Origin of the sequence: Nocardia carnea (assembly GCF_029868325.1) — a bacterium.
In the GTDB taxonomy this organism is placed as follows: domain Bacteria; phylum Actinomycetota; class Actinomycetes; order Mycobacteriales; family Mycobacteriaceae; genus Nocardia; species Nocardia carnea_C.
The window spans coordinates 1-11,811 of record NZ_JARWNW010000240.1; the positions used below are offsets into that span (position 1 = coordinate 1).

At 69.0% G+C, this 11,811-nt stretch carries 9 protein-coding genes and 1 pseudogene; 7 read left to right on the forward strand and 3 right to left on the reverse strand.

Going from position 1 to position 11,811, the window contains the following annotated elements:
* Positions 1–329: 329 nt before the first annotated feature.
* The gene (locus QH196_RS20845) at positions 330–1,151 is read right to left on the reverse strand and encodes a crotonase/enoyl-CoA hydratase family protein (protein ID WP_280417492.1); all 822 of its coding nucleotides are present in this window, start codon (positions 1,149–1,151) and stop codon (positions 330–332) included.
* Positions 1,152–1,280: 129 nt separating this feature from the next.
* On the opposite strand from QH196_RS20845, the gene QH196_RS20850 reads away from it, so the two are divergent.
* The 4 genes from QH196_RS20850 (at position 1,281) to QH196_RS20865 (ending at position 8,133) form a co-directional block, all read left to right on the forward strand.
* Entirely contained in the window at positions 1,281–1,754 is a 474-nt protein-coding gene (locus QH196_RS20850) for a YbaK/EbsC family protein (RefSeq protein WP_280417493.1), read from the forward strand.
* Positions 1,755–1,823: 69 nt separating this feature from the next.
* On the forward strand, positions 1,824–2,384 hold the full coding sequence (locus QH196_RS20855; protein WP_280417494.1) for a flavin reductase family protein: 561 nt from the start codon (positions 1,824–1,826) through the stop codon (positions 2,382–2,384).
* Between the two features lie 488 nt (positions 2,385–2,872).
* Positions 2,873–6,790 carry a Pls/PosA family non-ribosomal peptide synthetase gene (locus tag QH196_RS20860; protein WP_280417495.1) on the forward strand — a complete coding sequence of 1,306 codons (3,918 nt, stop codon included), beginning with the start codon at positions 2,873–2,875 and terminating at the stop codon, positions 6,788–6,790.
* Entirely contained in the window at positions 6,790–8,133 is a 1,344-nt protein-coding gene (locus QH196_RS20865) for a M1 family metallopeptidase (protein WP_280417496.1), read from the forward strand. The genes QH196_RS20860 and QH196_RS20865 overlap by 1 nt, the downstream gene beginning before the upstream one ends.
* Here the strand turns inward: QH196_RS20865 and QH196_RS20870 are convergent.
* Together QH196_RS20870 and QH196_RS20875 are read right to left on the reverse strand one after the other, a co-directional pair.
* A complete protein-coding gene (locus QH196_RS20870; RefSeq protein ID WP_033244495.1) occupies positions 8,118–8,306 on the reverse strand; it encodes a hypothetical protein in 189 nt (62 codons plus the stop codon). The genes QH196_RS20865 and QH196_RS20870 overlap by 16 nt on opposite strands.
* A gap of 14 nt (positions 8,307–8,320) precedes the next feature.
* Positions 8,321–8,806: a DUF2752 domain-containing protein gene (locus QH196_RS20875; protein WP_348538095.1), complete on the reverse strand. Its 486-nt coding sequence runs from the start codon at positions 8,804–8,806 to the stop codon at positions 8,321–8,323.
* A gap of 243 nt (positions 8,807–9,049) precedes the next feature.
* Between QH196_RS20875 and QH196_RS20880 the strand changes: the two genes are divergently transcribed.
* The 3 genes and pseudogenes from QH196_RS20880 to QH196_RS20890 all read left to right on the forward strand — a co-directional run.
* A complete protein-coding gene (locus tag QH196_RS20880; RefSeq protein ID WP_280417497.1) occupies positions 9,050–10,102 on the forward strand; it encodes an alpha/beta fold hydrolase in 1,053 nt (350 codons plus the stop codon).
* A 140-nt stretch (positions 10,103–10,242) separates the two neighbouring features.
* Positions 10,243–11,163 carry an NADP-dependent oxidoreductase gene (locus tag QH196_RS20885; protein ID WP_280417498.1) on the forward strand — a complete coding sequence of 307 codons (921 nt, stop codon included), beginning with the start codon at positions 10,243–10,245 and terminating at the stop codon, positions 11,161–11,163.
* Between the two features lie 76 nt (positions 11,164–11,239).
* Positions 11,240–11,811, forward strand: a pseudogene (locus tag QH196_RS20890) (alpha/beta hydrolase family protein); the annotation flags it as partial.

Genomic DNA, 11,811 nt, shown 5'->3' on the forward strand with positions numbered 1-11,811 from the left:
CTGGGCGGCCCGGGTCGCCGGCGGTATGGATGTCATCGGTTTTCTCCGGCCGACCTTCGAATGGGTGCTGCGGCGGCGGGTGCTGGCGCTGCCCAATGTGCGCGCGGTGCACGGTATCGGCACCGGGCTGCTGGCCGGGCCCTAACCCTTCGAGGGCCTCGCTGGACTCGGCGCCGCCGTGGTTGCGTTGGGATTTCCGGGTAGGAGCTGCTCGTCGGGCGCCGCCGACCCGCTTCGAAGCCGGCGTACGGCGCCCGGTTCGTCTGCGTGGCGTTCGGCTCTCCGTTGTGACCACCGCGGGGTCCGCGCTGTCGGGCGGAGGTTTCTCGCTAGCGGCCCTTGTAGTCGGGAGTGCGCTTTTCGAATACTGCCTGGATCGCTTCGGTCAGGTCCTCGGAGGGCAGGAAGGCAGCGTTCCAGGCGGAGACGTAGCGCAGGCCTTCGGTGACCGCGGCGGCGTTGCGCTGACCCAGCACGTCCTTCACGCCCTGAACCACCAGCGGCGGGTTGGCGGCGATTTCGCGGGCGGTCGCGTGGGCGGCTTCCAGCGCCGCGTCCTGGTCGGGGTAGACATCGTTGACCAGGCCGATCTTCTCCGCGCGCGCGGCATCGATGTCCTTGGCCGTGTAGGCGAGTTCGCGCAGGTGGCCTTCGCCGATGATGCCGGGCAGGCGCTGCAGCGAACCCACATCGGCCACGATCGCGACCTTGGCCTCGCGCAGGCTGAATTTCGCCTCGGCGCTGGCGTAGCGGATATCCGCGGCGGAGATGAGGTCCAGGCCGCCGCCGATGCACCAGCCCGAGACGGCGGCGATCACCGGTTTACGGCATTCGGCCACCGCGGTGATCGCGTCCTGCAGGCGCCGGATCTCGCCGAGGAAATCGGTGCGGGGCGCGGCCAGAGCGCGGTCGGCCATCAGCGGGCCGAAGGTGCCACTCATTGCGGGCAGGTCGAGGCCGTAGGAGAAATGCTTACCCGAACCGGTGAGTACCGCCGCCCGGACCTCGGGGTCGGCGTCGAGACCGCGGAAGATCTCCGGCAGTTCCCGCCAGAAATCCGGGCCCATGGCGTTTCCTTTACCCGGGCCGGTGAGCGTCACCCGGGCGACGCGATCGTTGGTTTCGACGGTGAAAGCCTGCCAATCTGTCATCGGTCCAGACTAATGCCCGTTCCCTACCGGCCCAGGACCGCTGGGCGCGCCTGTCCACTCGCCGGGACGGCCCGGGCGGTCATCGGATAAACGGCGGCGCAGGAGGCGGGTTCGCCTTACTCTGTGGCCATGCGCAGGTCGCTTCCACCGATAACCTGCCGGGTCTCGGATACTTTGATAGCGCGCGGACACCACGGTCTGATCGTCACCGTCCCGGAATCCGCGGCCGGTCCCGCGGCAACCGCGCACGCGATGGAGGTGGCAGCGGGGGCATTGGTGCAGGCAGAGGTCTTCCTGCTGGGTGACGATCCGATTCTGCTGCTGGTTTCCGCGGCGCATCGGGTGGATGCCGAACGCACCGGGGCACGGCTCGAGGGTGAGCTCGTTGCGGCGCCCCCGCATCTCGCCGTCAAGTACACCGGACAGCTGCCGGGCAGTATTGCGCCGGTGGGCCATCCTGCGAACCTGCCGACCTGGGTGGACAGCACGCTGTCCCGGTTCGGGGAGCTGGTGGCGGCCGGCGGCTATCCGGGCGCGGTTTTCCGCACCTCCTACCCCGAACTCCTCCGGATCACCGCCGGTCTCTCCCTCGATGTGGAGTGACCCGGAAGGACCTCCCACCCAGCGGACCACCCCGCACTATCGGGCCGATCCGGGCGTAGCGTCGGCTGGGTGACCGAAGCACCACGGCCCGAGACCGGAATCCGGATTCCCGACGATCTCAGCGGGATCACCGCCGAGCAATACCGCGCCTCGATGCGGCACTACCCGTCCGGCGTCACCATCGTGACGTTGAACTCGCCCGCCGGGCCGGTCGGTTTCACCGCGACATCGTTCGCCTCGCTCTCGCTGGATCCGCCGCTCATCTCGTTCAATATCGCCGATACGTCCTCCAGCCTCGCCGCGCTCACCGCCGCGAAATCCGTGGTGATCCATTTCCTGGGCGAACACCAGCGCCATCTCGCCCAGCGGTTCGCCCGCACCGCGGCGCACCGCTTCAGCGACCCCGCCCTGTGGTCGGCCCTGGATACCGGGGAACCGGTTCTGCACGGCACCCCGCTGTGGTTGCGCACGACCATCGAGCAGCTCATCCCGATCGGTGACCACACTCTGGTGGTGGGCCGGGTGGTGAAGGTCCACGACGACACCGAAGAAGAACCCCCGACGGCCCCCTTGCTCTATTACAAGGGCCACTACTACCGCCCCACCCTCCTCGCCGACGACGTCGACTGAGCGCGGACCATACTGCCCGCTTCGCCGGACTCGGGCCGCCCGGCTCCAGCGGTGACGAGCAACGGGCCGTGCGGCGGTCGGCCATCCACGTACCGGCCTTGCCGGCTGCTGCGCCCGGATGGTCGTGGTCCTGCGGTACCTGACCGCCTTCGGTCCGGCCGCATGAAGGATGTGCAGACGCGGTCCGGCCTCACCAGGCTGCGCGCGGTCGTCGGCCGTTCATCGTGGCGCGGGTGGGTCCCCACGCCCAACCCGGCACCCAGCACCGCCGAGTCTTACTCGGCGCTGAATGGTTTTGGCCCGTCCATGCGCAGAATATGGGACCCGGGCCCGAGCTTCGCGGCGCCGGAGACACCGCACGACACAGGGGCCGGAACCCCGTCTGCACCTGCGCGCCAATAAACTCGTTCGACCGCTGTTTGCCGGGCGGTAACCCCCGTGTGGGAGAACGAGTCCGTCGGCTGGGCGATGGAAGGTGGGCCGGGTAAATGCAGGCGCAGCTCGAAACGGTGAGCGGGCTCCGGCGCGCCGATGCGGCGCCGCGAGCGCGCACCCTGGTCGATGTGCTCGCCGAGACGGCCGCCCGGCACCCGGATGCTGCCGCTGTGGCGACCGCCGACCGCACCCTGTCCTATGCCGAACTGCTGGTGGAGATCGACCGTTCGGTCCGGGATCTGCGGGCGGCCGGGGTTCGTCGGGGGGACCGGGTGGGTGTCCGGATGCCATCGGGGACCTGGGAGCTGTATCTGACCATTCTGGCGGTACTGCACGCCGGGGCCGCCTATGTTCCGGTCGATGCCGATGACCCCGAGGAGCGGGCGCGGTTCGTTTTCGGCGAAGCGCAGGTCACCGCCCTCGCCACCGCGGCGGGTATCGAACCGGTCGGCGACCGCGAACCCGATCCGGCAATCGGCGGGCAATCCACCGGTGCCCCTTCGGTGGACGACGACGCGTGGATCATTTTCACCTCCGGTTCCACCGGTACACCGAAGGGTGTCGCGGTCACGCATCGCAACGCGGCCGCCTTCGTCGACGCCGAGGCCCGCCTGTTCCTGCGGGACAACCCACTCGGTCCCGGTGATCGCGTCCTGGCCGGGCTCTCGGTGGCCTTCGACGCCTCCTGTGAGGAGATGTGGCTGGCCTGGCGGCACGGCGCCTGCCTGGTCCCGGCGCCGCGCGCGCTGGTGCGGACCGGCGCCGATCTGGGCCCGTGGCTCGTCCGGCAGGGCATCACGGTGGTCTCCACCGTCCCCACCCTGGCCGCGACCTGGCCGGCCGAAGCGCTGGAATCGGTGCGGCTGTTGATCTTCGGCGGCGAAGCCGTACCACCGGACCTGGCCGAACGACTGGCCGACGACGACCGCGAGATATGGAACACCTACGGCCCCACCGAGGCCACCGTGGTCGCCTGCGCCGCGCTGCTGGACGGCACCGGCCCGGTCCGGATCGGGCTGCCGCTGGACGGCTGGGATCTGGCCGTGGTCGATGCGGACGGTCTTCCGGTGGGCGAGGGCGAATCCGGCGAATTGGTGATCGGCGGCGTAGGTCTGGCCCGCTACCTCGATCCCGTCAAGGACGCCGAAAAATACGCGCCGCTGGCGACACTGGGCTGGGACCGCGCCTACCGCAGCGGCGACCTGGTTCGTAACGACAGCGCCGGCCTGCTCTTCCTGGGCCGGGCGGACGATCAGGTGAAGATCGGCGGTCGCCGGATCGAACTCGGCGAGATCGACAACGCTCTCCAGCATCTCCCCGGCGTGAGCGGTGCCGCCGCGGCGGTACGCACCACCGCCACGGGTTCACCGGTGCTGATCGGCTACCTCACCGGTGTCCCCGACGATTACGACCTGGCCGCGGCGCGGACGTTACTGTCCGAGCAGCTACCGGCCCCGTTGATCCCGCGACTGGTCGTCGTCACCGAACTACCCACCCGGACCTCGGGAAAGGTCGACCGCAACGCACTGCCCTGGCCCCTTGCAGGCGCCGATGCCGGGGCCGAACACGGTTTGACGGGAACGGCCGCCTGGGTGGCCCAGATCTGGGTCGATGTACTCGCCGCCGAGATCACCGGCGCCGACGCCGATTTCTTCGAACTCGGCGGCGGATCACTGTCGGCCGCGCAGCTGGTATCGGCGCTGCGCACGCGGTACCCGCAGGTCACCGTCGCCGATATCTACGACCATCCGCGGCTCGGCGCGCTGGCCGAACTCCTGGACGACAGCGGTCCGGGCGTCGAAGCCGATATCCGCCGAGTCGAGCCGACGCCACGCTCGGCGCAACTGGTCCAGATCCTCGCGACGGTCGCCCTCACCACTCTCACCGGGCTGCAATGGGTGACCTGGCTCGCGGTGGCCGCGGGAATCGCGGGCTGGTTCGAGGTACTGCCGTGGCTACCGCGTCTGTCGTGGTGGTGGACCGCACTGCTGTTCGCCGTGTTCATCACCCCGCTGGGCCGGATGGCGATCTGTGTCGCCGGGGCGCGCGTACTGCTCGCGGGCGTCGAGCCCGGCAGTTATCCACGCGGCGGTCCGGTGCATGTGCGGTTGTGGGCCGCGGTCCGGCTGGCCGAGGCCAGCGGGGCGGAAAACCTTTCCGGCGCACCGTGGATGGTGCCGTTCGCCCGGGCGCTGGGCGCCACCGTCGGCAAGGGCGTGGACCTGCACACGCTGCCCCCGGTGACCGGCATGCTCGAGCTGCGCGACGGGTGCAGTGTGGAACCCGAGGTCGACCTGTCCGGTTACTGGATCGACGGCGATACCGTGCATATCGGTGCGATCCAGGTGGGTAAGGGCGCGGTCGTCGGGGCCCGCTCGGTGCTGCTGCCCGGGACCAAGATCGGCCGGGATGCCGAGATCGCGGCCGGTTCGGCGGTCTCGGGGAAGGTGAAGGCCGGCCAGGAATGGGCGGGTTCACCGGCGGTGAAGGTCGGCCGGGCGCGGCACCGCTGGCCGGCGCAGACACCGGAACGTGCCGTGCACTGGGTGGTGGCGTACGGAATCGCTTCGCTGGCGCTGGGCGCGCTGCCGCTCGCCGGGCTGGCGGCCGGTCTCGCGGTGATCGCTTGGGGCGTCCGGGATTCGGTGAGTTTCGCCGGCGCCTTGCTACCCGCTTTCCTCTGGTTGCCGGTGGCGACACTGTTCAGCCTGCTGGTGTACGCGGTGACGACCGTAGTCGCGGTCCGGCTGCTCAGTATCGGCTTGACCGAGGGCTACCATCCGGTGCGCAGCCGGGTCGGCTGGCAGGTCTGGGCGACCGAACGCCTGCTGGACTCGGCCCGCACATTCTTGTTCCCGCTCTACGCTTCCCTGCTGACGCCGGTCTGGTTACGGCTGCTCGGCGCGAAGGTCGGTAAACGGGTCGAGGCCTCCACGGTGCTGCTGCTACCGAAGTTCACCACCGTCGCCGACGGGGCGTTCCTGGCCGACGACACCATGATCGCCAGTTACGAACTCGGCGGCGGCTGGTTGCACATCGGTGAGGCGAAGGTCGGTAAACGCGCCTTTCTCGGCAATTCCGGAATGACCGCCCCCGGCCGGCGGGTACCGAAGAACGGTCTGGTGGCCGTGCTGTCCGCGGCTCCGAGCAAGGCCAAGGCCGGATCGTCGTGGCTGGGCAGCCCGCCGGTCCGGTTGCGGCGGGCGGCCGGTAGTGCCGATACCGACCGCACCTTCGACCCGCCGCTGCGGTTGCGGATCTTCCGCGGCGCCTTCGAAACCTGCCGCCTGGCCGCAGTGGTGGTGACCTTCGCCATCGGCCTCGGGGTGCTGTTCGCTCTCGCGCGAGTGGCGGACGGTTTCGGCTTCCTGGCGGCCGGGTTGCTGTCCGGGGTGGTGCTCATGGTCGCGGGCGCGGTGGCCTGCGCGAGTGCGGTGACGGCGAAATGGATTCTGGTGGGCCGTATCCAGGCCGAGGAACATCCGCTGTGGAGTTCTTTCGTCTGGCGTAACGAAGTCTCGGACGCCTTCGTGGAAACCGTTGCCGCGCCGTGGTTCGCCCGCGCGGCAACAGGTACGCCCGTGCTGAATCTGTGGTTGCGCGCACTCGGCGCGAAGATCGGCCGCGGGGTATGGTGCGAGTCCTATTGGCTTCCGGAGGCAGACCTGGTGACACTCGGCGACGGGGCGACCGTGGAACGCGGCTGTGTGGTGCAAACGCATCTGTTCCACGACCGCATCATGGCCATGGACACCGTCACCCTGGAACCGGGCGCCACCCTCGGACCGCATTGCGTCGCCCTACCGGCCGCGACTGTCGGCGCGGGCGCCACCGTGGGTCCGGCCTCGCTGGTGATGCGCGGCGATACCGTACCGCCCTCCACGAGATGGTGGGGTAACCCCATCGCACCCTGGACCGGCCCGGTGCGCAGCCCGGACAGCGATTCGGCAGACGAGGAGACGGACCGCTGATGGGGAGCAGGTTCTACGACGCCCCCATCGACGACTATCTCCCGCAGAACGGCAACCGGGGCTATCGCGTTTCGCGGTACGAACTGGAACTGAACTACAAGGTCGCCAGTAATCGACTCGCGGGCCGCGCCGTGATCACCGCGGTGACCACGGCCGAACGCCCCCGCTATTCGCTCGACCTGTCCCAGCCCCTGGCGGTGTCGAAGGTGCTGGTCAACGGCAACAAGGCCGCCAAATACAACCATCAGCGCGGCAAGCTCACCGTCACGCCGCGCGAGCGGATCCCGGCGGGCGGGATGCTGCAGCTCGTCGTCCAGTACGCCGGCGCCCCGAAACCCGTGCGGGGACCATGGGGCGAGGTCGGCTGGGAGGAACTCACCGAAGGCGCGCTGGTGGCCAGTCAACCCAACGGTGCCGCCTCCTGGTTCCCCTGCGACGACCATCCGAGTTCCAAGGCCAGCTACCGCATCTCGATCACCACCGACACCCCGTACTACACCCTCGCCAACGGCAACCTCGTCGGCAAACAGACCAAGGCCGGACAGACGACCTGGATCTACGAGCAGGCCGAACCGATGGCCAGCTATCTGGCGACCGTCCAGATCGGCCGCTACCGCAGGCACCGGATCGGCGAACACAACGCTCCGGTACCGCTCTACGCGGCCGTCCCGGCCGCCCTCCGCGCCGCGTTCGACCACGATTTCGCCCGCCAGCCGGAGATGATGTCGGTGTTCAGCGACCGCTTCGGGCCGTACCCGTTCCAGAGCTACTCGGTGGTGGTCACCGAGGACGAGCTGGAGATCCCCATCGAAGCCCAGGGCATCTCGATTTTCGGCGCCAACCACTGCGACGGCCGCCGCGGGGTGGAACGACTGGTGGCGCACGAACTGGCACACCAGTGGTTCGGCAACAGCCTGACCCTCCAGCACTGGTGCGATATCTGGCTGCACGAAGGTTTTGCCTGCTACGCGGAATGGATCTGGTCGGAAGCGGCCGACGGCGCGAGCGCGGACCAGCTGGCCCGGGCGGCCTGGCATACGCTGCGCCGGGAGCCGCAGAACATCGTGGTCGGCGATCCCGGCCCCGGCCTGATGTTCGATGATCGCGTGTACAAACGGGGCGCGCTCACCCTGCATGTGTTGCGGCTGGAACTCGGCGATACCGCGTTCTTCCGGTTGATCCGCGACTGGACAGCCCGGCACCGTCATGCCTCGGTCTCCACCGAGGAGTTCACCGATCTCGCCGGCCATTACAGCGTGGCGCCGCTGCATGCGCTGTGGCAGGACTGGCTGTATTCCGAACCGCTACCGCAGCTGCCGCCCGCCGGTCAGAAAACCAGGTAGCGGCCAGCCAGCTGTTCGACCAGCGGATCGTCCTCGCCGACGCTGTCCAGGGCGTCGAGATCGGTGGCCAGCGAGATGAGGCGCGGATCCTCCGATTCGGGACCGGCCGGGCCGTCTTCGGCGAGTTGCCGCAGCATTTTGTCCCGTACCCGGTCCTTCAACGAGTCGCGCATATCCACCTCTCATGTCAAACCGGCGTCAACCAGGTGCCCCACGGCGTGTTGCGCAGCACGGTGTACGCGGCCATCGAGCCGAGCAGCACCCACATCGTGCCGGTACCGATTCCGGGCAGCCGCGGTCCGTCGCCGCGCCAGGCACGGACGGCCCAATCGCCCACCCACAGCGCGAACAGCACCAGCACCGGCAACGCCAGCAGGTTGCTGTGCAGGGAATCGATGATGTTCCCGTCGGTGAGGTTGTGCACTGCCCGCATACCCCCGCATCCGGGGCAGTACACCCCGAACAGCGCATAAGAGGGACACAGCCCGTACGACCCCGGAACGTGCGGATCCCGGAAGTGCAGCAGCAGTACAGCCGCCGCTCCCGCACTCGCGACCGCGGCCGGTAGCGCGACCGCGCTCAGCCGCGCGAGCCCGCTGCGTACGGGTTCCGTTCCCACGGCCGGAACACCGGAGGGCACCGGTGATGGCGGGGCCGGGTCGGAATCGTTCACGGTTCTCACCGTAGCCCCGGCGGCGGGGTTGACGCCACAACCATCGGAGGTGCTAGCTCCGGTTTCGGGCTGCGGTGCATAGAAACGGCGCCGACTGGGAATTCTGGGTTAACGGCACCGTCCGCGGAACCGACATCCGGGGTACGAACCACATTCCGGACAGAGAATCTCGGTGCGGCGCTTGCTCTTGTAAGCACCCAGCTTGCAGGTTACCGTGTCAGGCAGGCACAAAGGAGTGTTCTGATGCTGGTGAAATCGTTGACAGCGCTATCGCAGGCGCACCACGGCGCGCTGACCGCCCCTTACCGTGCCGCATTGCGCGCTCGCCGATTCCGGAACGCCGCCTTCAACGCACCCGCCGATGCGCCCGAGGTCTCCACCGTCACCACCGTCGACGGCGCCCGCCTGCGTGTGCACTCCTACGGTCCCGCCGATGCCGAGCCGATCGTGTTCATCCACGGCTGGAGCTGCTGTATCGAGTACTGGAATCCGCAGATCAACGCCTTCGCGGGCCGCTACCGGGTGATCTCTTACGATCAGCGCGGCCACGGCGAGAGCACCCTGGGCCGCGCTCCACTCGGCGACCGCACCCTCGCCGATGATCTCGCCGCCGTTCTGGACGCCACCCTGCGCCCGGGTCGCACTGCACTGCTGGTCGGCCACAGCATGGGTGGCATCACCTTGCAAGCATGGGCCGCCCGTCATCCGCAGCAGGTCGCCCGGCGGGCCCGCGCAGTGGTGCTCGCCAACACCACATCGGGCAATATCCGCTATGACACCGATCTGCTCCCCCTGCTGAACAAACCACTCAGCGTGGGAAACCAGCCGGTCACCCTGCTCGGCTCACCCGTCCGGCTGCCGATGATCGTCGCGGAATCCATCCTCACCTCACCGGTACCCCTGCCCGGCGGCTGGGCGGCCCGGGAACTGCTCAAACAGCGCATCATGGCCCGCGGCGCCACCAACGAGCAGGCCGATTTCGCCCTGAGCATCGTGCGCTCCTGCCGCCCGCTGGCCCGCGGCCGGCATGCCGCCATCCTGGCAGACCTGCAACTGGGTGAAGCGGCCGCGAACCTCACGGTGCCCACCACGATCATCGCCGGACAGTACGACCGGCTACTGCCCGAACGTATGTCGCGCATCATCGCCGACACCATGGAGAAGGCCGGTCACCGCCCCGATTACCAGGTCTGGCCCACCGGCCACCTCGGCAATATCGAAGCCGCCGACCGCTTCGACACCGAGCTCGCCGCCATCCTGAAACGCACCGGTTCGCGGTCTGTGGCCGCGGGCTGAGCGGAGGTCCCCGAGTTCGGTCGACGATGCCCGGCTCGGCGGACTTCATTACGGCAGGCGGCCGAGGCCATGCGCACAGGAATATCGGCGATGGCGCGTCGTTGCACCCAGCGACAGCTCCCCGGCGATAGGAATGGACTATGCGCGCAGCGACCTACGACCGCTACACCGCCGACGACAACGATGTACGAGTCCGTGACCTGCCCACACCCAAACTGTTCCCCGGTTCGGTCCTGATCGAAGTCCGCGCGGCGGGGGTGAACCCGGTCGACTGGAAGCTGATGTCGGGGGCACTCGACGGGCTGATCGATGCGGTGTTCCCGGTGATCCCCGGCTGGGACGTCGCCGGAACCGTGGTCGATACCGGATTGGACACCCCGGAGTTCTCGGTGGGCGACGATGTGCTCGCCTACGCCCGCAAGGACGTCCTGCAGGCCGGTACCTTCGCCGAACTGGTCACGGTCGCGGCCGCGCACGTCGCCCGGAAACCGGCCGAACTGCCGTGGGAACAAGCCGGTGCGCTCCCCTTGGCCGGTGGCACAGCACTGCGCACCCTCGACCTGCTCGAGGTGACCGCCGACGACACCGTGTTGATCCACGCCGCGGCCGGCGGTGTCGGCAGCCTGGGCGTGCAGATCGCGACGGCCCGCGGCGCCCGGGTCCTGGGCACCGCATCCCAGAAGAACCACGAGTACCTGCGGGAACTCGGGGCCGAACCGGTGGAGTACGGCGACGGCGTCGCCGAACGAATCCGGGAACTGGCGCCCGACGGTGTGGACGCGGTGGCCGATTTCGTCGGCGGCCAGCTCGACACCACTCTCGCGGTACTCGCCCCCGGTGGCCGGCACGCCTCGGTCGCCGACAACAGTGTGGCCGAGCACGGCGGGCATATCGTCTGGGTCCGCCCCGACGGCACGCAGACCCAGCGCCTGGCCGACCTCGCCGCCAAAGGCAACCTGACGGTCCCCATCGCCCGGACCTTCTCTCTCGACGAGGTCCCCGAAGCGTTCGCGGCGAGCCGCACCGGACACACCCGCGGGAAGAACGTCATCGTTCTCTGATCTCCCGGCAGCGCGGCCCCAGAACAGACTCACATACTGCGGCGTCCGACCTCCCCGGCCCGGCGAAGGAGATCTCGTGCCCACGTTCCCGTTCCGGCCCGCTCTCCCGCATCAGGTGTTCACCGCCGGTTTCTATCCGGATCCCGACGCCGATTATGTGGTGCGCTGCGTCCTCGGCGCCACCGCGTCCGGGGCGGCCGATATCGGCGAGGTCCTGTGGGCCATCGATGCCGCCGAACCCGATGACCACGAAAACTGGTTCCGCAGCTGGGAAGCCGCCGGCGAACGTGCACGCGCCCTCGCCGATACCGCCGCGGCCGGCGGCCATCAGCTGAGCGCCTCCTGGGCATACCTGCGGTCCGCCACCTACTTCGCGACCGCCGTCAACGCGCTCAGCGGTTCCGGCGCCGGCGAACGGCTTCTCCCGGCCTTCCATAACCACCGGTCCGGTTGGAACCGTTTCGTCGACACCACCGCGTATCGGGTCGAACGCGTCGACATCCCCTACGAGAACAGCACCCTGCCCGGCTATTTCTTCCGCCCGGCGCCGGACAACACGCCGCGGCCCACATTCGTCATGGTCAACGGCAGCGACGGCGCGCTGAGCGGACTGTGGAGTTCGGGTGCATCCGGCGCGCTGGCCCGCGG

What these genes read in the sequence shown, in the direction of transcription:
- QH196_RS20845 (WP_280417492.1), bottom strand. Translation starts at nt 1,151, where the DNA reads ATGACAGATTGGCAGGCTTTCACCGTCGAAACCAACGATCGCGTCGCC.
- QH196_RS20850 (WP_280417493.1), top strand. Translation starts at nt 1,281, where the DNA reads ATGCGCAGGTCGCTTCCACCGATAACCTGCCGGGTCTCGGATACTTTG.
- QH196_RS20860 (WP_280417495.1), top strand. Translation starts at nt 2,873, where the DNA reads ATGCAGGCGCAGCTCGAAACGGTGAGCGGGCTCCGGCGCGCCGATGCG.
- QH196_RS20865 (WP_280417496.1), top strand. Translation starts at nt 6,790, where the DNA reads ATGGGGAGCAGGTTCTACGACGCCCCCATCGACGACTATCTCCCGCAG.
- QH196_RS20870 (WP_033244495.1), bottom strand. Translation starts at nt 8,306, where the DNA reads ATGCGCGACTCGTTGAAGGACCGGGTACGGGACAAAATGCTGCGGCAA.
- QH196_RS20880 (WP_280417497.1), top strand. Translation starts at nt 9,050, where the DNA reads ATGCTGGTGAAATCGTTGACAGCGCTATCGCAGGCGCACCACGGCGCG.
- QH196_RS20885 (WP_280417498.1), top strand. Translation starts at nt 10,243, where the DNA reads ATGCGCGCAGCGACCTACGACCGCTACACCGCCGACGACAACGATGTA.